The 20,905-nt window shown below is 65.1% G+C and carries 16 protein-coding genes; 12 read left to right on the top strand and 4 right to left on the bottom strand.

Translation table 11 applies throughout. The annotated features are described in order from the left end of the window. Positions 1–4: 4 nt before the first annotated feature. From BJF92_RS03955 to BJF92_RS03945, 3 genes are all read left to right on the top strand, one after another. Positions 5–958 (top strand): nucleoside hydrolase, encoded by a 954-nt coding sequence (locus BJF92_RS03955; protein ID WP_075633482.1) that lies wholly within the window; start codon positions 5–7, stop codon positions 956–958. A gap of 122 nt (positions 959–1,080) precedes the next feature. Further along, the gene (gene dps, locus BJF92_RS03950; protein ID WP_280938372.1) at positions 1,081–1,584 is read left to right on the top strand and encodes a DNA starvation/stationary phase protection protein Dps; all 504 of its coding nucleotides are present in this window, start codon (positions 1,081–1,083) and stop codon (positions 1,582–1,584) included. 108 nt (positions 1,585–1,692) lie between these two features. Further along, positions 1,693–2,124: an organic hydroperoxide resistance protein gene (locus BJF92_RS03945; protein ID WP_075633480.1), complete on the top strand. Its 432-nt coding sequence runs from the start codon at positions 1,693–1,695 to the stop codon at positions 2,122–2,124. Positions 2,125–2,263: 139 nt separating this feature from the next. Here the strand turns inward: BJF92_RS03945 and treZ are convergent, their stop codons facing one another. Then, positions 2,264–4,039: a malto-oligosyltrehalose trehalohydrolase gene (treZ, locus tag BJF92_RS03940; RefSeq protein WP_075633914.1), complete on the bottom strand. Its 1,776-nt coding sequence runs from the start codon at positions 4,037–4,039 to the stop codon at positions 2,264–2,266. 123 nt (positions 4,040–4,162) lie between these two features. Further along, positions 4,163–4,732 (bottom strand): DedA family protein, encoded by a 570-nt coding sequence (locus BJF92_RS03935; protein WP_075633479.1) that lies wholly within the window; start codon positions 4,730–4,732, stop codon positions 4,163–4,165. Between the two features lie 226 nt (positions 4,733–4,958). Here BJF92_RS03935 and BJF92_RS03930 point away from each other — a divergent pair, with 226 nt between their 5' ends. Next, the gene (locus BJF92_RS03930) at positions 4,959–5,654 is read left to right on the top strand and encodes a CHASE3 domain-containing protein (protein WP_075633478.1); all 696 of its coding nucleotides are present in this window, start codon (positions 4,959–4,961) and stop codon (positions 5,652–5,654) included. A 23-nt stretch (positions 5,655–5,677) separates the two neighbouring features. On the opposite strand, the gene BJF92_RS03925 is transcribed toward BJF92_RS03930, so the two are convergent. Together BJF92_RS03925 and BJF92_RS03920 are read right to left on the bottom strand one after the other, a co-directional pair. Further along, entirely contained in the window at positions 5,678–6,919 is a 1,242-nt protein-coding gene (locus BJF92_RS03925; RefSeq protein WP_158032182.1) for an adenylate/guanylate cyclase domain-containing protein, read from the bottom strand. A 285-nt stretch (positions 6,920–7,204) separates the two neighbouring features. Beyond that, positions 7,205–7,687, bottom strand: a complete 483-nt coding sequence (locus BJF92_RS03920) for a GNAT family N-acetyltransferase (RefSeq protein WP_075633476.1) — start codon at positions 7,685–7,687, stop codon at positions 7,205–7,207. A 212-nt stretch (positions 7,688–7,899) separates the two neighbouring features. On the opposite strand from BJF92_RS03920, the gene BJF92_RS03915 reads away from it, so the two are divergent. The 8 genes from BJF92_RS03915 to dnaG all read left to right on the top strand — a co-directional run bounded on the left by BJF92_RS03915 (position 7,900) and on the right by dnaG (position 20,677). Then, positions 7,900–8,958, top strand: a complete 1,059-nt coding sequence (locus BJF92_RS03915) for an aldo/keto reductase (RefSeq protein WP_075633475.1) — start codon at positions 7,900–7,902, stop codon at positions 8,956–8,958. A 215-nt stretch (positions 8,959–9,173) separates the two neighbouring features. Further along, positions 9,174–9,842, top strand: a complete 669-nt coding sequence (locus tag BJF92_RS03910; protein WP_075633474.1) for a DUF2161 domain-containing phosphodiesterase — start codon at positions 9,174–9,176, stop codon at positions 9,840–9,842. A gap of 546 nt (positions 9,843–10,388) precedes the next feature. Continuing rightward, complete coding sequence (gene bcsA / locus BJF92_RS03905) at positions 10,389–12,605, top strand: UDP-forming cellulose synthase catalytic subunit (protein ID WP_075633473.1); 2,217 nt, start codon at positions 10,389–10,391, stop codon at positions 12,603–12,605. A gap of 26 nt (positions 12,606–12,631) precedes the next feature. Next, positions 12,632–14,974: a cellulose biosynthesis cyclic di-GMP-binding regulatory protein BcsB gene (locus BJF92_RS03900; RefSeq protein ID WP_075633472.1), complete on the top strand. Its 2,343-nt coding sequence runs from the start codon at positions 12,632–12,634 to the stop codon at positions 14,972–14,974. Positions 14,975–15,330: 356 nt separating this feature from the next. Further along, a complete protein-coding gene (locus tag BJF92_RS03895) occupies positions 15,331–17,175 on the top strand; it encodes a hypothetical protein (protein WP_143523889.1) in 1,845 nt (614 codons plus the stop codon). A 274-nt stretch (positions 17,176–17,449) separates the two neighbouring features. Continuing rightward, positions 17,450–17,824 (top strand): CidA/LrgA family protein, encoded by a 375-nt coding sequence (locus tag BJF92_RS03890; RefSeq protein ID WP_075633470.1) that lies wholly within the window; start codon positions 17,450–17,452, stop codon positions 17,822–17,824. Beyond that, the gene (locus BJF92_RS03885; protein WP_075633469.1) at positions 17,817–18,527 is read left to right on the top strand and encodes an LrgB family protein; all 711 of its coding nucleotides are present in this window, start codon (positions 17,817–17,819) and stop codon (positions 18,525–18,527) included. The genes BJF92_RS03890 and BJF92_RS03885 overlap by 8 nt, the downstream gene beginning before the upstream one ends. Positions 18,528–18,667: 140 nt before the next feature. Continuing rightward, the gene (gene dnaG / locus BJF92_RS03880) at positions 18,668–20,677 is read left to right on the top strand and encodes a DNA primase (protein WP_075633913.1); all 2,010 of its coding nucleotides are present in this window, start codon (positions 18,668–18,670) and stop codon (positions 20,675–20,677) included. Positions 20,678–20,905 lie beyond the last annotated feature (228 nt).

Here is a 20,905-nt window from a genome sequence, read left to right as displayed (position 1 = left end):
TGCCATGGCCACACCCTGCCGCATCATCCTGGACGTCGATACCGGCATCGACGATGCCATGGCGATCTTCTACGCCGTGCGCCATCCCAATATCCGGCTCGAAGCGCTGACCACGGTCTACGGCAATACCGAGGTGGAGATCGCCACCGACAACACGCTGAAGATCCTCGATCTCCTGGGACGGGCGGACATTCCCGTGGCCAAGGGTGTCGGCCGTTCGCTCCTGAAGCCCTTCACCCGCGAGGCCGATTTCGTCCATGGCTCCAACGGGCTGGGAGACGTGGAGCTGCCGCCGGCCTCCACCAAGCCGGTGGACGAGCATGCCATGGACCTGATCATCCGCCTGGTGAAGGAAAATCCGGGCGAAATCACGCTCTGCCCGGTCGGCCCGGTCACCAATATCGCGCTCGCTCTGGCCAAGGCGCCGGAGATCGCGAAGCTGGTCAAGGGCATCGTCATCATGGGCTCGACCCTGTTCCATCCCGGCATTCACGGCGTGCGCAATCCGATGGTGGACGCCAATCTGCACAACGACCCCGAGGCCGCGCGCATGGTGCTGAACGCGGGCGCGCCGGTGACGCTGATCGGCATGGACGTGACGATGAAGACCCTGCTCTCCTCCGCCATGATGCGCGAGATCACGGAGAAGGGCGATCACGCCGCGCGCACGATGATGAAGATCACCGAATTCTACGTCGCTTCCTACAAGCAGATGCACCCTGGCAATGACGGCTGCCCGCTGCATGATCCGCTGGCGGTCGCGGTCTGCGAGGATCCCGGCTTCGTCACCACCGAGCGCATGTTCGCCGATGTCGAGCTGCATGGCGAGATTACCCGCGGCCAGGTGATCCCCGACCGCCGGCCGATCTCGCGCCACCTGTTCAATGCCGAGGTGGCGATGGAGGTCGACACCGCCCGCTTCGAGAAGGCCTTCCTCGACACCATGCTCCGCGCCTGACGGATTTGGGTGGGGCGGCGAAAAAGCTGGCTGCCCTGCCCCTTGATCTTTCGCAGGATGGTTTATGTCCCTGTCATGTGTCCCGGCCGGACTGGCGCGCGCCAGATCTTGCCGGAGAACATCTGCGTTCACACAGGAACAGAGCCGACATGAAGACCCGCAACAATCTGGATTCCAACGCCAAGAGCGCGTCGATCGACCTTCTGGGCGGCATCCTGGCCGATGGCATTGATCTCGCCCTGATCACCAAGCAGGCGCACTGGAACCTGCGCGGCCCGCACTTCATCGCCATTCACGAGATGCTGGACGGTTTCCGCGGCGAGCTCGACACCCATGTCGACACCGTGGCCGAGCGCGTCGTCCAGCTGGGCGGAACGGCCAAGGGCACCAGCCAGGTCGTCGCCGGCGCCACGCGGCTTGCCGCCTATCCCACGGATATTCACGCCGAGGAGGATCACCTCAAGGCGCTGGCAGAGCGCTATGGCGACGCCGCCAACAGCGTGCGCGCCGGCATCGACGAGGCTGACGAGGCCGGCGATGCCAACACCGCCGATATCCTCACCGCCTATTCCCGCTCGCTCGACAAGGCCCTGTGGTTCATCGAGGCGCATTTCGTCAAGGCCTGACCTTAAGCGGAGATGCGGCAGACGGCACGGACAGGTGCCGCAGGACCCCATCCCGCCTACACCATTCCCTCTCATCACATCACCTGCTCACCAAGGAAGGAGACAACCATGCCCGTTGACGCCAAGTACAAGACGAAAGCCACGGCAAGCGGCGGCGGCCGCGATGGCCGCACCAAGCTGGAAGACGGCACGATGGACCTGCAGCTGGTCGTGCCGAAGGAGCTGGGCGGCCCAGGCGGCGAAGGCGCCAATCCGGAAAAGCTCTTCGCGCTCGGCTATTCCGCCTGCTTCCTCGGCGCCATGCGCGTGGCGGCCGGCCAGCTGAAGACCAAAGTGCCGGAAGGCACGACCGTCACCGCCGAAATCGGCATTGGCCCGCGCTCGGAAGGCGGCTTCGGCATCACCGCCGAACTCGACGTCACCCTGCCCGGCATGCCGGAAGACGAGGCCAAGCAGCTGGTGGAAACCACCCACGGCATCTGCCCCTATTCCAACGCCATCAAGGCCAGCGTCGACGTCAAGACGACCACGCACGCCTGATCAAACGGCATAGGCCGAGACTGAAACATGCGAAGGCCGGCGAATATGGGTTCGCCGGCCTTTTCGTTCGCAGAGCTTTTTTGTCGCGGGATCGCCAAGGGGCTGCCGCCAGCCTCTTGCCGGCGGCAGCGTCGTCTTCCTATGGACGATCCAGCGTCCAGACTAGGCTCCATGGCCCAAGACGACCATCCTCGACCGCACCCAGCGTGAACAGCACCTCGTCCGAAGCCGCCGGCACCGGCACACCTTCTATCGCGCTGGCAGAGAGGTTGGCGAGAAGCCGCAGCGTCGCGCCGCCGCCCAGCGTCCATTCTACATCGACGAACCGCCCATCTCCCTGCGCGCGACCGCTGCGGGCACCGGCCAGATGCGGCGCGAGCCGGGCGTGGCGCAACGCCAGCAGGTCGCGATAGAAGGTAAGCCAGGCGCGGCCTTCTTCCTCTTCGGCCTGCGACCAGTCGAGCTTGCCGGTCTTGAAAGTGCTTTCCGCGGTCGGGTCCATCAGATCGTCGCTGTCGAAGCCCGGCAGGCGCGACAACTCCTCGCGCCGGCCTTTGCGCACCGTCTCGTTCAACTCCTCGTTGAAGTCGCAGAAATAGGGGAAGGGATCGGTGGAGCCCCATTCCTCACCCATGAACAGCATCGGCACCTGGGGCGCCAGCAGATAGACGGAGGCAATGGCTTTCAGGGCAGCGGGATCGATGGTCTCGGCCATCCGGTCGCCCCTGGCGCGATTGCCGATCTGGTCGTGGTTCTGGATGAAGGAGATGAAGGCGGTCGGCGGCAGGTCAGCGCTGGGCTTGCCGCGCTCCTCGCCGCGATAGGGCATGTGCTCGCCCTGGAAGACGAAGCCCTCGGCCAGCGCCCGGCCGATCTTGCCGGTGTCGTCGGCATAATCGGCATAATAGCCGAAGGTTTCGCGCGTGGCGGCGATGTGCAGGATATGGTGGATGTCGTCGTTCCACTGGGCGGTAAAGAAGACCGGGCGGCCCTCGCCGTCGCGCATCAGGAGGTCGCTGTCATTGTCCTCGTTCTCCACCACCAGATGGACATGCCGCCCGGCCGCCGCCGCGCGCACCCGGCGGGCGAGCTCATGCAGGAGATGCTCGCCGCTATTGTCCTCAATGGCATGAACGGCGTCGAGGCGCAGCCCGTCAAAGCGATAGGTGGCGATCCAGTCGATCGCGTTCTCGATGACGAAGGCGCGCACAGCGGCCGCGCTCTCACCGTCATAATTGATGCCATTGCCCCAGGGCGTTTTGTGTCGATCCGTGAAGATCGGCGCATAGGCCGGCAGATAGTTTCCGTCAGGACCGAAGTGGTTATAGACGACATCGAGAAAGACGCAGAGGCCGAGACCGTGGGCGGCATCCACCAGCGCCATCAAATCTTCCGGCCGGCCATAGCTCGCGTCGGGCGCATAGGGCAGAACGCCGTCATAGCCCCAGTTATAACGGCCGGGAAAATCGGCGACCGGCATGATCTGGAGGGCGGTGACGCCCACATCCTTCAGATGCTTGAGCTTGTCGATGGCGGCGAGGAACGTCCCCTCAGGCGTGAAGGTGCCGATATGGAGCTCATAGAGCACGATCTCCTCGATCGGCCGGCCGGTCCAGTCCGGATTTTTCCAGGAATAGGCGGTGAGGTCGACGACCTCGCTCGGCCCATGGGCATCCTCGGGCTGGTGCACCGATCCGGGGTCCGGCACCTTGAGCCCGTCCGACAGCGCGAACTGATAGCGCTTGCCGGGGCCGGCTTCGGCCACCGTCAGGCTGTGCCAGCCATCTCCGGCCCGCTCCATCTGCAGCGGCGTGCCCCCTTCCAGGATCAGCGAGACCCTCTCTTGCAGGGGCGCCCAGAGGCGGAAGAGCACGCCATCGGCGCGCAGGAGGGGTCCAAATGTCTTTTCGTTCACCGACAACACCTTCCAGGGTTATGAAACGCACCAGAGAACCGCAAAGCGGGCAAAAAGGTTCATCGCGACGCAGCGAAGGCCGCCTCTTTCCGTTCGCAGGCGCGCGGAGGACCTGCGTACCGGCTATGATGCCGGATCCGGCCGGCGCCAGTGCCGGGCGACGAGCCAGAGCGCGGGGATGAGCAGCGCGAGCGCACCGATGGCGACCAGAAGATGCGCGTGCAGCCGCATGCGTCCGAACAGGGCATGCACCGTCTCGCTGAACAGGAAGCCGATGGCGGTGATGAGGATGCCCCAAACCAGCGCGGCGATGGCGTTGAGCAGGAGAAAGCGCAAGGCCGGAATGCGGGTCGTGCCGATGACCAGCGGGCTGATGGTGCGCATGCCATAGATGAAGCGGAAGGAGAGCACGAAGCCGGTCGGATGGGCCTCGAGCAGCCGCGTGACCCGCTGCAGCGCCCGGGATTGCAAGGCACGCTGGACGATGCGCCAGTTGGCGGCATAACGCCCGGCGAAAAAGAAGGCCTGATCGGCGAGAAAGGAGCCGAGACAGGCCGCGACCGCCACCTGCCAGTAAGGCAGGAGATGGCGGTGTGCTAGAACGCCGCCGAGAAAGGCGGCCGTCTCCCCCTCCAGCGCCGCGCCCAGGAAGATGGCAAGCGCGCCATAATCGACGATCCAATGTTCCAGCACGCGTCCTCGTTCCTTCCTTCCGGCAGCAGGCTTCCCGGCAGCGGCCTCCTCGCGTCGATCGGGTCTTGCCCGCATCGCCAACAGGCGGCGCGCGCCCTATATCCTTTCTCCCGCATATAGGCGGCGCGCCGGTCTTGGCGACCGTCTCCTGTCGATTTCGACCGATGCGCCCAGACCGAGACGTGTCCAGACCCAGACGCGCCCAGACCGATCAGGATTGATCCGCATGCCCGCCAGCACCTCAAGCCTTCTTGCCACCCTGGCCGACTGGCGCAGACGCTTTCTGACGCCCGAGACGCTTATGCGGCTTCTGCCCGCCAGCGTGATCCTGGCCGCCGGCATCGTGCTGAACATCCGTACCCACGATCTCTTGAGCGACCATCGCGACCTGGTGGTGCACACACATGAAGTGATCGAGATGAGCAAGGACGTGCTGATCGGCCTCGACGATGCGGAAACGGGCCAGCGCGGCTATCTGCTCAGCAGCGACACCGCCTATCTCAAGCCCTATGTGCATGCGCGCGAGCGCCTGGCCTGGATGGCGCCGAAACTAAAGGAGATGGTCTCCGACAATCCGGACCAGACCGCGCGCGCCGATCAATTGCAGGCGCTGATCAATCTCAAGCTCGCCGAACTTGCCCATGCGATCACCGTGCATGACGAGCAAGGCGTTCAGGCGGCGATCCTGGTGGAGCGGGACAGCATGCGCACGGCGCGCATGGACGAGATCCGCCAGGTGATCGGCGAGATGACCGAAAGCGAAAAGACGCTCCTGAGCGCCCGCAAGACCGAAGTCGACCATGACGAGGAGCGCGTGCGCCTCGTCGCCATCTCCGTGGCGCTGCTCTCGCTTGTCTCGCGCTGGTGCGTGGAGATCTGGCTCGGCCGGCGCAAGCGGCAGGAAGAGCTGGGCACGGTTTGAGCAGGAGGCCGGCGGCCCGACGCTTAGGCCGTCTGGCGGACCCGGAAGGCGCTGATCGGCTGGGCGATGTTTTTCAGCCGCTGGAAGCCGAGATCCTCGAAGGTGACGTTTCGCTGCTTGCGGATATGGTCGCGCACCGTGCGGGTAATGCAGATGCCGCCGGGCTCAGCCAGGCCCTCCAGCCTTGCCGCCACATTGACGGTATCGCCGAAGACATCGCCGTTCTGCACGATGACGTCACCGACATTGAGGCCTATGCGGAAGGCCATATGCGCGTCGGCCTCCATTCCCTCATTCTGCCGCCGCATGGCCGTCTGGATCGCCAGAGCGCAATCGAGCGCGGAGAGCGCGCTGGAAAACACTGCCAGAACGCTGTCGCCCGCCGTGGTAACGATCGTGCCCTGGTGCTCCTCGATCAGCGGGTCGATGAGACCGCGGGCATGCTGCAGGCGATCGAGCGTCTCGGTCTCGTTGCTTTCCATCAGCGCGCTGTAGCCCACGAGATCGGCCGCGAGCACGGCCAGCAGCTTGCGGTCCAGCCGGGCCAGAAGCTCGTCGCGGGCGGCTTCCGCCGCGCGGGTGCGCGAAATCATCAGCTTCAGCGAGAGAAGGCCGACGGCGGCGAGGAACAGAGCCAGGGCAATGACCAGCATTTCCATCTGCCAGGAGGCATGCCGCGCATCGCGGGCACGCTCCACCATCAGCTGCTCTTCCTCGTTGCGCATCCGGGTCAGCACGTCGCGCACGCCGTCCATCAGCACCTTGCCCTGCCCGCCGAGCAGGATCGCCACGGCCGCCTGATGGTCGCCCTCGCGCTGGCGCTGCACGCTCTGGCGCAGCTCCGACATTTTCTGCACCACCAGCGTGCGCAACACAGAGACATTGGCGGTCTGCGTCGTGTTGTCGGTCATGTTGACCGCGAGATCATCGAGCGCGCCGCTGATCTGGGCGACGGCCGTGTCGTAGGGCTCGAGATAGAAGCTGTCGCCGGTGAGCAGATAGCCGCGCTGGCCGATCTCGGCATCCTGCAGCAGCGACTGGACGATGCTCAAACGGCGATGGTTGCGCACCGTATGGGCCACCGCCCTGTCAGCCTCGCTGCTGCGGCTCGACAGCCAGAGCGACAGGCTGATCAGCGTTGCCGCCAGGATGATGGTCGCCACCACGATGGGGATGATGTTGCGGCCGGTTTCGTAAGCGAGGCGGCGGACCACCGTCTTGCGCTTGGTGCTGTCCGCCACGAGCTGATCGCGATCCAACGTCACTTTGTCTCCACCCGCCCGAAGCATTGGTCCAAGCCTTATCCGAAGCATCGGCTTCGGACAAAGCGCAATTACCGACATCGACCTTTGCCCGCGGATTTGCAAGCGACGCCGTGGCATACGCAGCCAAGCGCGCGGCAGACCATTCAACACCGGCGGCTGCGAACTTGCGCCGCTGAAGACAGGGGAGCGGACCGGAGGATGCCGCGGGACGATGTCCCGTCATCGCCTGCGTGCGGAATGTGGCAGCTGAGCGAAGGCGAACAGCGGCCGTAAAAGGACGGCGTGTCAGCCCGCCTTGCTTGCGCCGCCATGGCTCTGGCCTCCGTCCTCCTCCGATACCGGCGGCGGGGCGAGCGCCTTCTGCAGGAAGCTGCGCACCCGCCCCTGCGGAAAGCCATCGAGCGCGCCGAAGGCGGTGTAACCGGCTTTTTGATAGGTTCGCAAGGCGGTCGGGCTGAAGGTGTCGATCCAGGCGCCATGGCAGCCCCGCCGCGCCGCCTCGGCCTCCGCGGCCTCCAGCATCTGCCCCGCCAGGCCCTGCCCGCGCATGGTCTCCGCCACCCAGAGCCACTGGATATAGAGCCAGCCCCAGGCGGTGTAGCCGGAAAGGCCGGCCAGAAGCACGCCCTGATCATCGGCGAGAAACAGCACCAGCGGCCGGTGCCCGGAGGGCCCGACATCGGCCGTGTTGAAGCCGGCCAGCGCGGACCCGAGCTGGCGCAGCCGCTCGGGATCGGGATCGTCCGTCAGATGAAAACCGGGCGGCATCGGGCTTGTTCTCCGGAAGGACGCGGCGCGCCTGTCTCGGCAGCGCAGGCTTGGCGCGATTGCCGACCATAAAGCATTTCCCCGCGCCCCGGCGTCAGGCCGGGCGAAAAAACCGGGGAGAACCGACCCCCGTCGGGGCAGGCCCATTTATGGCGACTTTCGCCTCCCGCGCCGTGCCCTATCTATGGTCGGATCAAAGAGGAGGATCACGCATGGAATACCGCAATCTCGGCCATTCGGGGCTGAAAGTATCGACCATCACGGTTGGCACCATGACCATGGGCGGCAAGGGCTGGGCCGCGATGGTGGGCAGCCAGGGGGTGGATGAGGCCCGCCGGCTGATCGACATGTGCCTGGACGCCGGCGTCAATCTGATCGACACGGCCAATGCCTATTCCGCCGGCGCCTCGGAGGAGATCATCGGCGAGGTGCTGGGCGGCAAGCGCAAGAACGACGTGCTGATCGCCACCAAGGCGCGCTTTCCCATGGGCGACGGCGTCAACGAGCAGGGCCTGTCGCGCCACCATCTCATCCGCGAATGCGAGGCAAGCCTGAAGCGGCTGAACACGGATGTGATCGACCTCTATCAGGTACATGAATGGGACGGGCAGACGCCGCTGGAGGAGACCATGGCCGCGCTCGATACGCTGGTTCAGCATGGCAAGGTCCGCTACATCGGCTGCTCCAACTATTCGGCCTGGCATATCATGAAGGCCATGGGCATCAGCGCGCTGGACAAGCGCCACCGCTTCATCAGCCAGCAGATTCATTATTCGCTGGAATCGCGCGACGCCGAATTCGAGCTCCTGCCGCTGTCGATCGACCAGGGGCTGGGCGTGCTCGTCTGGAGCCCGATCGCCGGCGGCCTTCTCTCCGGCAAGCACCGCCGCGACCACACGCCAGAGGGCAGCCGCCAGGCGGCCGGCTGGACCGAGCCGCCGATCCGCGATGTCGATCGGCTCTGGTCGATCGTCGATACGCTGGTGGAAATCGCGCAGGCGCGCGGCGTCTCCGCCGCACAGGTGGCGCTGGCCTGGCTCATCGGCCGCAAGCCGGTCACATCCGTGATCATCGGCGGGCGGACGGAAGCGCAGTTCAAGGACAATCTTGCCGCCGCCGAGCTGAAGCTGACCGACGAGGAGCGCCAGCGGCTCGACGATGTCAGCAAGCCCAAGCTGCTCTATCCCTACTGGCATCAGGCGCAGACCGCATCCGCCCGGCTCGGCGAGGCCGATCTCTTCCTCCTGGGGCCGCATCTGCAGCAGGCGTGAGGCTGAAGGAACGCTGCCCCGCCGGCCTGTCCGGCGGAGCAGCACGCCGGCCGCTTGCGCCGGAGCATCGCCGGACCTAAAGCGGGCCATCCGCCTGGAGCATCGCACCGACCATACGGGCTCGGCCGCTCCTTTCGATCTTGTCTTTGCCTAGGATGGTACCGGGATCCCGCTCCCGCCTTTCGGCACGACGCATCAAGGCCCCGGTCTCGCTTATGGAAACCTCCCTCTCGCAACCCGTCAAAACCTTTCTTGAGACGCTCGGCTTCGAGGTGAAGGGAGAGATCGGCGGCTGCGATCTTCTGGGCGTCAAGCCGGGCGAGCCGGATCTGGTCGTGGTCTGCGAGTTGAAGCTGCGCTTCAATCTCGAACTCCTGCTCCAGGCGGTGGACCGCGCCGCGATCGCCGACGAGGTCTGGATCGCCGCGCGGATTTCGGCAAAAGGGCGCGGCCGCGAGGCCGACCGGCGCTATCGCGATCTCTGCCGCCGGCTCGGCATCGGCATGCTCGGTGTATCCGACACCGGCCTCGTCAGCATCGTCGTCAGCGCCGTCTCCCCCATGCCGCGCACCAATGCCAAACGCCGCTCGCGTCTCGTCACGGAATTTCGCCGCCGCCAGGGCGATCCGGTGACCGGCGGCAGCACGCGCGCGCCTGTGATGACCGCCTATCGTCAGCAGGCGCTGCTCTGCGCAGCCGAAATCGACGCCGGGCGCTGCCGCCCCAAGGAGATCGCCGCACGGGTGCCCGGCGCCGGGCGGCTGCTGCAGGCCAATGTCTATGGCTGGTTCCAGCGCATCGACCGCGGGGTCTACGTGCTCACCGATGCGGGCCGCGCCGCTTTGAGCAAATGGCCACAGGTCCTGCTTACAGCATCAGACTGAAAATCATGCGCAGGCCAGTGCTTTCAGCCCGGAAAGAGGCTGGCGCGATTTCGGCGACGCCATGATCTCGCACCGCAAAAGCCTCAAGCGCGACAACCGTGATTCCCGCCAAAGGGCAGAGCGGTCCTTCGTGGCTTTTGCGGCAACAAGAGCTGAGATGACCCTCTGCGTATCAAATCGGTGCAAGCGCCTGCTTGGCACACCAGTAAAGCGTCATTTCAAGACACTTCGTTTCAATAATAAACAAGCATTTTACATTTTAAATCCATAAAATAAAATATATTAACGATCATTATTTACCTGTTCGCGAGTTTATATTCCCTGCCGCATTTCGTGAAAAAGCGAAAAAAAACACCCAAAATGAGAACTTAAGATCTGAAAATAGGCAATATTGTGCATGGAATAAGAAATTTTTTCTTTCAACAAGTCCGACACCAGCGGCCCGCCTCCCCAAAAGAAACAACGCATGGAATTTAGTTAAAATTGGAATTGTTGACACTAATATCCAGTTAATACTTACTGGCGAGAGTCATTAGCGAGGTCGCCATGTTCCGTATCGTTTCCCTGGCACTTTGGGTGCTGTCATCCCTTGCACTCTTCATATTCGTGCTCCAGCCGGTGGGCGCAGATGTACAGCTTGTCGTTGCCGGCCTGACCATCGCCTTTCTCTTCGTGATCACCCGCTTCGACGGCAAGGGGCTGCTGCGATACATCGCACTGGCGACCGCCAGCATCATTGTTCTGCGCTATGCCTACTGGCGCACCACCAGCACCTTGCCGCCGATCGACGATCTTCTGTCGTTCATCCCCGGCATGGCGCTGTATGTGTCGGAAATGTTCTGCATCGTGATGTTTTTCATCAGCGTCTTCGTGGTTGCCGATCCGATCGAGCGCGAGACGCCGGCCCTGCCGGCCGATGAGGATTTGCCGACGGTCGATGTGTTCGTTCCGTCCTATAACGAGAGCGCCGAGATCCTGTCGCTGACGCTGTCGGCCGCCGCCGCGATGGATTACCCGCGCGACAAGTTCAAGGTCTACCTGCTGGACGACGGCGGCACCGACCAGAAGCGCAACAGCAACGACCCGGAAACGGCTGCCGCCGCCCAGCGGCGCGGCGCGGAACTGAAGGCCCTGTGCGCCGATCTCGGTGTGCATTACCTCACCCGCGCCCTTAACAACCATGCCAAGGCAGGCAATCTGAATGCCGGCCTGGAGCGCACCTCGGGCGATCTCATCGCCGTCTTCGACGCCGACCATGCGCCCGAACGCCGCTTCCTGCGCGAGACCGTCGGCTTCTTCGGCAAGGATCCGGACCTGTTCCTCGTCCAGACGCCGCATTTCTTCGCCAATCCCGATCCGGTCGAGCGCAACCTCGGCACCTATGCCACAATGCCCTCCGAGAACGAGATGTTCTACACCATGATCCAGAAGGGTCTGGACCGCTGGAACGCCTCCTTCTTCTGCGGATCGGCGGCCGTGCTGCGGCGCGAGGCGCTCGAGGAAGTCGGCGGCTTCTCGGGCATCACCATCACCGAGGACTGCGAGACCGCCCTGGAGCTGCATTCGCGCGGCTGGAACAGCGTCTATGTCGACAAGCCGTTGATCACCGGCCTGCAGCCGGAAAGCTTCACCAGCTTCATCGGCCAGCGGTCGCGCTGGTGCCGCGGGATGATCCAGATCCTCATCCTGAAGAACCCGCTGTTCAAGCAGGGCCTGACGCTGGCGCAGCGCATCAGCTATCTCTCCAGCTGCCTCTTCTGGATGTTCCCCTTCGTGCGCGCCACCTTCCTCGTCGCGCCGCTCCTGTTCATCCTGTTCAACCTGAAGATCTTCAACGCCTCGGCCGAAGACTTCCTGGCCTATACCGTCACCTACCTCGTCGCCTCGGAGATCCTGCGCAACTATCTCTACGGCCGCATGCGCTGGCCCTGGATTTCCGAGCTCTATGAATATGTCCAGTCGGTCTTCCTGGTGCGCGCCATCGTCAGCGTGCTGCTCAATCCGCGCAAGCCGACCTTCAACGTCACCGACAAGGGCATGTCGCTGACGCAGCGCCAGCTTTCGAGCCTCGCCTGGCCTTTCTTCGCCATCTTCGCCGGTCTTTCCATGGTTCTCGCCGTGGCAATCTACCGCTACCAGACCGAGCCGGCGCTGGGCGACCTGATCCTGATCACCGGCGCCTGGAACATCCTCAACCTGGTGATCGCCGGCGCGGCGCTCGGCATCGTCACGGAACAGCCGACCGACGTGGAAGGCATCAGCCTGCCGGTGGCCCGCAAGGCCGAGCTGGACCTTGGCACCCAGACCCTGCCGGTGCTGGTGCGGCAGATGTCCAGCAACCGCGTGCTGATCGAGGTCGGCAAGGGAAGCATCCCCCCCCTGCGTCCGGGGGACCATGGCCGACTGTTGCTGATCGATCCGCCTGCCGATGTGATCATCCCCTCCATCCCGGCCTTCGTCGGCAAGCCGGTCAATCACGACCTGCGCAGCTACCTGATCGATCTCGAGCCCGAGGCCCAGCACTATGCCGCGGTTTCCACGCTGCTGCTGTCCGATCTCGATCTGGCCCGCCAGATCCGCAGCGACCGCCAGCATCGCCGCAACTACATCCTCGCCTCGCTGTCGCTGGTGCGCTGGGCCATTGTCAGCCCCTTCGCCGCCGTCTCGGCCCTTCTGTCCTCGCGTCCCGAAGGCGGTCGTATCAGCCGTCGCCGACGTCAGGTCCAGGCCGACAAGGCCACCATCGCCACCAAGGCCGCGTGAGCAGCCCGTCAGAGGAAATGCCTGTCATGTTCAGATTCTCCGCATCCTCCGCACTGCTCCTGTCCTCGATCGCGCTGGCCACCCTGGCCGGTCCGGCACGGGCCGACACGATCAGCCCCTTCCGCTTCAAGTCGGCCGGCCAGGTAGCGCAGCCCGCCCCAGCCCAGGCGCCAGCCTTGCCGGCGCTGGACAATGGCGATCTCCGCCGGATCGCCGCCAGCCGCTATGGCCTGTTCTTCGGCGGCGAATTCGCCGGCCGCACGCTGCCCTTCTTCGCCCTGCCGGACGAAGCCTCCAGCAGCACAAAGCTGGTCCTGACGGCGCAGACCTCGATCTCGGCCGCGCCGGAGCGTTCGCGCATGATCGTCAAGATCAACGGCACCGAAATCGGCACCTCCGCGCTGCGGGCCGGCGACCCTCGGCGCATGGTCTTCGACGTGCCGGCCGGCGTCATCCAGCCGGGTTACAACGCAATCTCGATGGAGGTCGATCACCGTCATCGCGTGGATTGCAGCATCGACGCCACCTATGAGCTGTGGACCCAGGTCGATCCCGCGCAAAGCGGCTTCGTCTTCAACGCGCTTCCGCGCACCGCCCTCTCGCTCGTCGATCTGATGCCGCTCTCGGGCCTTGCGGACGGGCGCACCAATCTGCGCATCGTCCTGCCCTCCGGCGCGACCATGAGCGACCACGACCGTGCGCTGAAGGCGGTGCAGGCGCTGACCATCCTCGGCAATTTCAACCATCCGCATGTCGAATTCGCCAACAAGCCCGGCACAGGCCCCGGCATCGACCTGATCATCGGCACGCAGGCGGATCTGAAGCCGCTGCTGGGCGCAAACTCCCCGGCCCTGACCTCCTCCGAGACGGTCAGCGTGGAGCCCGGTGACACGGCCGAGCGCAAGCGTCTGATCCTCACCGGCGCCAATGCCGGCGAGATCGAGGAGCGGCTCGCGCGCTTCATCCGGACGGCCGGCGCCGAACAGCCGGTGGGCACGCCGGAGGGCCTGGCCGCGCTTGCCAACACCCGCGGACGGCTGCTGACCCCGGGCGAAAAGGTGACGCTGGCCGAGCTCGGCTACAACACCAAGCGCTTCGACGGCCGCTTCACCAGCAATCAGGTGAACTTCACCATGCCCGCCGATTTCTATCCGGGCGACTATGCCAGCATGTATTTCCATATGAGCGCGCTTTACGTGGGCGGCCTGGCGCCGGATGCGGCGCTGACGGTCAAGGCCAATGACAAGGTGGTGGCGACGATCTCGCTGAGCTCGGCCCGGGAAGGCGCGATCCGCGACCAGCGCCTGCCCATCCCCTTCAACGCGCTGCGGCCCGGCCAGAACACGCTGAAAATCGAGGCCCGCCTGCCCTCGCGGCTCGACGCGGCCTGCGAGAGCGTCGACAAGGCCTCCTCCAGCGTGCGCCTGGCGATCGACGAGCGCTCCTATCTCGACATGCAGAACTATGCCCGCATCGGACGCTATCCCGATATCGGCGTTCTGACCTCGGGCCTGATCAACGATGCGACGGCCGGCACCAACCCCGCCACCACGCTGCTGGTGCCGGGCTATGACCGGCGCGGCATGGACGCAGCGGCCACCTTCGCCGCCAAGCTGGCCTATGCCTCCAACCAGGTGAAGCCGCTGCAATATGCCTCGATCCTGCCGCCGCTCGACAACAGCAACGTCATCGCCTTCGGCGCCTTTGACACGCTGCCCTCCGAGCTGACGACGCGCATGCGCCTCGATTTGGTCAATCTGCGCGCAGCGACATCCGGCAGGCCGCAGCTTCTGGAAATTGCCGCGCTGCAGCCCACGGCCATTCGCTCGGATGCGCAGGACGGCACGATCGGCGCGCTTCTCGACAAGCCGCTCGAAAAGGTCGGGAGCTTCGCCGGACGTCTCCAGGGCAAGATCCAGGACGCGGCGGACACGCTCGATATCAGCCGGCTGCGGGTGATGATGGGGGCGGAGAGCGGCAACCGGCGCTTCGCACCGGCCGCCAATGCCGCGCTTGTGGTGGCCCAGGACGTCGGCAAGAATGGCGGCCTGTGGACGGTGGTGGCCGCCCGGGACATGGACAGCCTGACGGCACGCACCGACACGCTGACCGACATCAACCTCTGGAACAAGCTCGGCGGGGCCGTCCAGTCCTTCTCTGAAACAGGCGAGATGCTGCAGCAGCAGATCAGCCCGCGCGAGCAGATGTTCCAGACGCAGCCGCTGACCTTCTCCAATGCGCGGCTGGTGGCGGCCGGTTGGCTGGCCAACAATGCGGCCTTCTACATTGCCGCGCTGCTGATCGCGGCCATTCTCCTGGGGATCGGCACCTTCATGATGCTGATATCCGGACGGCGCCCCCATGGCTGAGGGACGAAGCGCCATGTTCGCCGGCCGGCCGCTTGCCCGCCCAACCGGTCCCGCCTGTGCCATGGGCCCTGGCGGGACCTTGCCGAGCGCATCGAGCCGGCGACCGGAATCAGGTCGCCGGGACCATCCGATAAAGGAAACAAGCCGCTGGGCCAGGGGGTCGACGCGGATCCTCGAACCGTCGATCCGGCAAAGCCCGGGGCCATTGCGCGCCGTTGCTATGGACAGTGCGGCCGACAGCCTCGTCAGGCGCAGCGATACTTTGGAGCCGGTGGATCACGCTCCTTCGACCCTTCCCCTTTTCAGCCTTCTGGCCCTTTCCAGCCGTCTGGCAATCTCTCCGCGAGGTATACCTCATGTCTGCCCAGCTTAAACTGATGCTCTCGAAACTGACCTTCCCGCTTGTCGCCGCCACGGCCTTGTTCGTTCTCAACCCCTCGCTTCTGCCCGAGTCGCTGCGCCAGGATTCGGCGCTGCGCGCCGAGGACATGACCTCTCCCGGGCTGGGCGAGCTTCTGGACGGTCCGGCGAAGTCGAGCGGCAGGACAAGCAGCGTCAATGCCGCGCTCGCTCCGCCGACGGTCTCCGCCCAGGCGGACGGCGCGCCGGCCCTGCCCGCCGCTGCGGTGAAGCAGAACATCCAGCCGGGCGAAAATCCCTTCCTCTCCCCGGGCAAGGACCTTACCGCTGCAGCATCAGCGGCCAGGGCGCCCGCCACCGTGCAGGCGATGATCGTTCCGGCGGCGCCGCAGATGCCGGCGGCGCCGAACATGGCCCCCACGCCCGCTGCGGTGAACCCGTTCGAGACGGACAAGAGCCAGGACGGGGCGCTCTCCGCGCTGCCGAGCGCTTCGACGAGCGATGTCGACGTCACGGCCCTGCGCTACTACGCCACCAGCAAGGACTTGAAACGCCTCGGTGCGGAAATGCGGCGCCTCAAGGAGCTCTATCCCGACTGGCAGCCGCCGAAGGATCTGTTCGCGCCCGTCGTCAGCATCGACGAGCAGCCGCTCTGGGAGCTTTATGCCAAGGGCGACTATGCCGGCATCCGCGCCGAGATCGCCCGCATCCAGAGCGCCAATCCGAAATGGCAGCCCTCGGAGGACCTGACGCAGAAACTGCAGGCCGGTGAGACCCGCAGCCTGATCAACAGTGCCTATAAGCGGGGCCGCTGGGCCGAGGTTCTGTCGACGGCGCAGGCCGCGCCGCAGATCATGGTCTGCCAGGAAATGCAGGTCCAGTGGAACGTGGCCGAAGCCTTCGCCCGTCTGAAGAACTATGCCGAGGCTTTCGACGTCTACCACTATATCCTGACGAGCTGCGACGACCCGGCCATGCGTCTGTCGACCGTGCAGAAAGCCGGGCTGCTTCTGCCTCCGGCGGGAACGGCATCGCTGATCGCACTCGGCCGCACCATGCCGGACGGAAGCTCCGAGTTCGACGATATCAGCTTCGACGGATTGCGCCGCGAGATCGGCAGCTTCATCCAGAATGGCGACTTCGCCAGCATGCCCAACGAGCAGGAACTGTCCCGCTTCGTCGAGTTCATCCAGCAGACGAATTCGGGCAAGGATGCCACGCTGATCGGCTGGTACTTCTATTCCCAGAAGGACTGGGCCTCCGCCAATGGCTGGTTCATTCAGGCAGCCAAATATCAGCGCGATCCCAAGAGCATCGAAGGCGTCATCCTGACCCTGCGCAACATGGACCGCCCGGGCGAGGCTCTGCAGATGGCGCGCCGCTACATGACGGCATCGCCTGAAATCGCCAAGCAATATATCGAGATCATCTCGGCCTCCATCACCGATGACAAGTCCAAGCTGAAGCTGGAAAAGGGCGACACGGAAACCTTCGAGAAAGTCGTCGCGGAACAGAAATCGCCGCTGGGCGGCCAGGCGCTCGGCTGGAAATATCTGGCTGACGGCGACAAAGCCGCCGCATCCGATTGGTTCAACAAGTCGGTCTCCTGGGAGCCCACCGAAGGCGGGGTGATCGGCCTGGCCGTGCTGGCCGCGCGCGCCAAGAACTATGCCACGCTGACCGCGCTGAAGAGCAAGTATGGCAGCGAGTTCGAGGGCTTGAAGGACTTTCGCGTCTACAAGGTCAAGCCCTATCGCGCCGCCAGCGCCAAGCCGGTGAAGCTGAAAAAGAAGCCGGAGGAAAAACGGGGCCTCTTCTGGTTCATGAACACCAATGGCTGAGCCGTCGCCTGCGAAAGGCCCCGGCGCACGCGGCGCCGGGGCCGCTGGAAGAGCCTGGGCCCGGAGATAGATCTGGGATCCGCCTGCTACGGCAGGCAAAAGAAGCGGCGAACCGCGGCAAAGGGGGATAAAACAGGCAGGAACGCGGCGAGTCGCCCGATCCTGCCTCGCGGGATGGAGCGGTGCAGGCCGCCTGTCCTTGTCGTCGCGGGCGATCCCCTGGACCGAGACCTCCCTGAGGTGACGGCGCCCGCGGATTTTATGGAGCCGTGCCATGCCCGTAGGGCTGACCATTCTTCTCCTGTTCCAGCTGATCGGGGAAATCCTGGCCTATGCCACGCATGGCGCCGTGCCCGGCCCCGTGATCGGCATGGCGCTGATCTTTCTCTGCCTGTTTCTGTTCAAGGGCCAGGACCGGCTGAAAGCTTTCGAGACCCATACGCTGTCGGCCTCGCGCCTGCTTCTGGCCAATCTCGGCGTGCTCTTCGTGCCGGCCGGCGTCGGCATCGTCCAGCATCTGGACATGGTGGCCGATCGCGGGCCGCAGCTGATCGCAACGATCCTCCTGTCGACGCTCGCGACGCTTCTGGTGACCGTCTCGACCTTTCTTCTGACCAAGCGGCTGATGGGCGCGCGCAAGGATGGCTGACGGCTTTACCCGCGGCCTCTGGGTCTATCTCGCCGCTTCTCCGCTTCTGTGGCTCACCGTCACGCTGATGGTCTGGCTGCTGGCCTTGCGGATCGCGGCGCTCAGCCCCCGCAATCCGCTGCTCAACCCGGTGCTGCTCTCGGTCGCGATCCTGGTGGCCCTGCTGCTCGCCTCGGGCATTCGCTATGACAGCTATTTTGCCGGCGCCCAGTTCATCCATTTCCTGCTCGGCCCCGCCACGGTCGCGCTCGGCATTCCGCTTTACGAGAAGCTGGCGCTGGTCAAGGCCAATCTCGTGCCGATGCTGGTCGCCCTCGTGGCCGGCTGCCTGACCGCCGTCGGCTCCACGCTGCTGCTCTGCCATGTTTTCGGCTTCCCGCCGGTCATCACCGCCTCGCTCGCACCGAAATCCACCACCGCGGCAGTGGCCATGGCGATCTCCGCCGGCCTGCATGGCGACCCGGCGCTCACGGCCGCCGTGGTGATCCTGACGGGGATCACCGGCGCCATCATCGTCACGCCGCTGATGAATGCGCTGCGCATCCGCGACTACAGCGCGCGCGGCTTCGCCGTCGGCCTGGCCTCGCACGGCATCGGCACCGCACGGGCCTATGCCGTCGATCCGATCGCCGGCCTGTTCTCGGGCCTGGCCATGGGGCTGAACGCCATCCTGACGGCGCTGGTGGTGCATTTGTTTTTCTGAGCGCCGCGCTTGGGAAATCCGTGCGCGGCGGCCTGTGCGCATGGGGCCGTCTCGTTCTATCCATGTGAATAGCGTGCACGCTCTTCCCAATCGCGCGCCGCGCGATGGCAATCAACATCGGCGAAGCCTATAGAGAGGCCATGCGCTTTTCGCCCACCTTCCTGGAAGATCTCAAGGACCGCGTTCCGATTTCGGACGTGATCGGCCGGCGTGTGACCTGGGACCGGCGCAAGACCAATGTCTCGCGCGGCGACTACTGGGCCTGCTGCCCCTTCCATGGAGAGAAATCGCCGAGCTTCCATTGCGAGGACCGCAAGGGCCGCTATCATTGCTTCGGCTGCGGCGTCTCCGGCGATCATTTCCGCTTCCTGGTTGAGCTGGACGGCATGCCCTTCGTGGAAGCGGTGCGCCAGATCGCCGACATGGCGGGCGTGGCCCTGCCGCAGCCGGACCCGGAAAGCGAGAAGCGCGAGCGCCAGCGCACGACGCTGGAAGACGTCATGGACATGGCCGCGCGCTTCTTCGAGGAACAGCTGCAGGGCCCGAACGGCGCGCGCGCGCGCGCCTATCTGCGCGAACGCGGCCTGACCGGGCGCACGATCGAGACCTTTCGCCTGGGCTATGCGCCCGACAGCCGCAACGCTCTGAAGGAATATCTGGCGTCGCAAAACGTCTCGAAGGAACAGATCGAGGCCTGCGGCCTGGTCGTCCATGGCGAGGGCATCGCGGTGTCCTATGACCGGTTCCGCGACCGCATCATGTTCCCGATCCTTTCGGCGCGCGAGAAGGTGATCGCCTTCGGCGGCCGGGCCATGGCGCCGGATGCGACGGCCAAATATCTCAATTCCAACGAGACCGAGCTGTTTCGCAAGGGCGAGGTGCTGTTCAACTTCGCCCGCGCCCGGCGCGCCTTGTCCGGGGCGGCCGGCGCCGAGACGGTGATCGCCGTCGAAGGCTATATGGACGTGATCGCCCTTCATCAGGCCGGCGTGGAAAATGCCGTGGCGCCGCTCGGCACGGCGCTGACCGAGAACCAGCTGGAGCTGCTCTGGCGCATGACCGGCGAGCCGGTGCTGTGTTTCGACGGCGACGGCGCGGGCTTGCGCGCCGCCAACCGCGCCGTCGATCTGGCGCTTCCCCATCTCAAGCCCGAACGCTCCGTGCGCTTTGCCCTGCTGCCCGATGGCAAGGACCCCGACGATCTCGTGCGCACCGATGGCCGCGCGCCCTTCGACCGCGTGATCGCCCAGGCGCGCTCGCTTTCCGACATGCTGTGGCTGCGCGAGACCCAGGGCGGCACCTTCGACACGCCGGAAAAGCGCGCCGCCCTGCAGGCGCGACTGAAGCAGGCGGCGGCCACCATCGCCGACGAGAATGTCCGCTTCCACTACAATCAGGACATTCGCGAGCGCCTCGCCGGCTTCTTCCAGAGCCCCGGACGGGGCAATTTCGGCGGGCGGGAGGCCGGCGGCTGGAACAGCGGTGGAGGAGGAAGGAGCAGCGGCAGGGATGGCGGACGAGGCGGGCGCGGCGCGAACCGCGCCAGCAATGCCGGGCTCGGCGAGGGCATCTCCGACCGGTTGACCCGCTCCGCCCTCGTCTCAGGCCAGGCCGCCCTGCCCGCCTTGCGCGAGAGCGCGCTGGCGCTGACCATTGTCACCCATCCCGAGCTCCTGTTCGAGGAATATGACGACGTCTCCGGCATCGAGTTCGAAAGCCGCGATCTGCAGCGCCTCTGGTCGCAGCTGCTCAATGTCGCCGCCGCGCGCGGGCCGACGCTCGACGCCGAAACGCTCGGCGCCGACCTCATCCGCCTCGGCTTCGATCCGCTGCTGGCCAGCCTCGACCAGCAGATCCGCTTCGCCCGGCTGTGGACCGCCACCCGCGCCGCAGCCCTCGACGATGCGCGCGAAGGCTATGCCCAGGCGCTGGCGCTGCACAAGCGCACCAAGGCCCTGCTCTGGCAACGGCGCGAGCTGGAAACCGAACTCGCCCGCGCGACCGAGGAGGAGGACGGCGAGGCCGTCGGCCTGCTGCTGCGCACGCTGCAGGAGGTACAGTCCGAGGTGACGCGCCTGGAGAACCAGGAGGCCATCATCGACGGCTTCGGCGTCCTCTCGGGGCGGATGAAGGGTCCGGCGCGGAAATAAGATCAGCCGCCATTAGCGACCATCCCTGCAACTCGCGCTCGATCGCTAGAGCATCAGACTGGAAATCATACGCAGTCCGATGCTCTAATTTTTGTTTTTGCATCGGATTTTTTCCGAAAACCGGTTCCCACTTTTCGGTCCGATGCCCTAAGGCCTGTTGACAGACGTCAGGCTGGGGCAAGGTTTGTTGCCGAGGGTCTCCTTGTTTGACAGGAGGCTTTGATGGTT

It is taken from the genome of Xaviernesmea rhizosphaerae (assembly GCF_001938945.1).
In the GTDB taxonomy this organism is placed as follows: Bacteria; Pseudomonadota; Alphaproteobacteria; order Rhizobiales; family Rhizobiaceae; genus Xaviernesmea; species Xaviernesmea rhizosphaerae.
The sequence above is the reverse complement of the archived record's forward strand: the minus strand, read 5'-3'. Positions and strand labels throughout refer to the sequence as shown.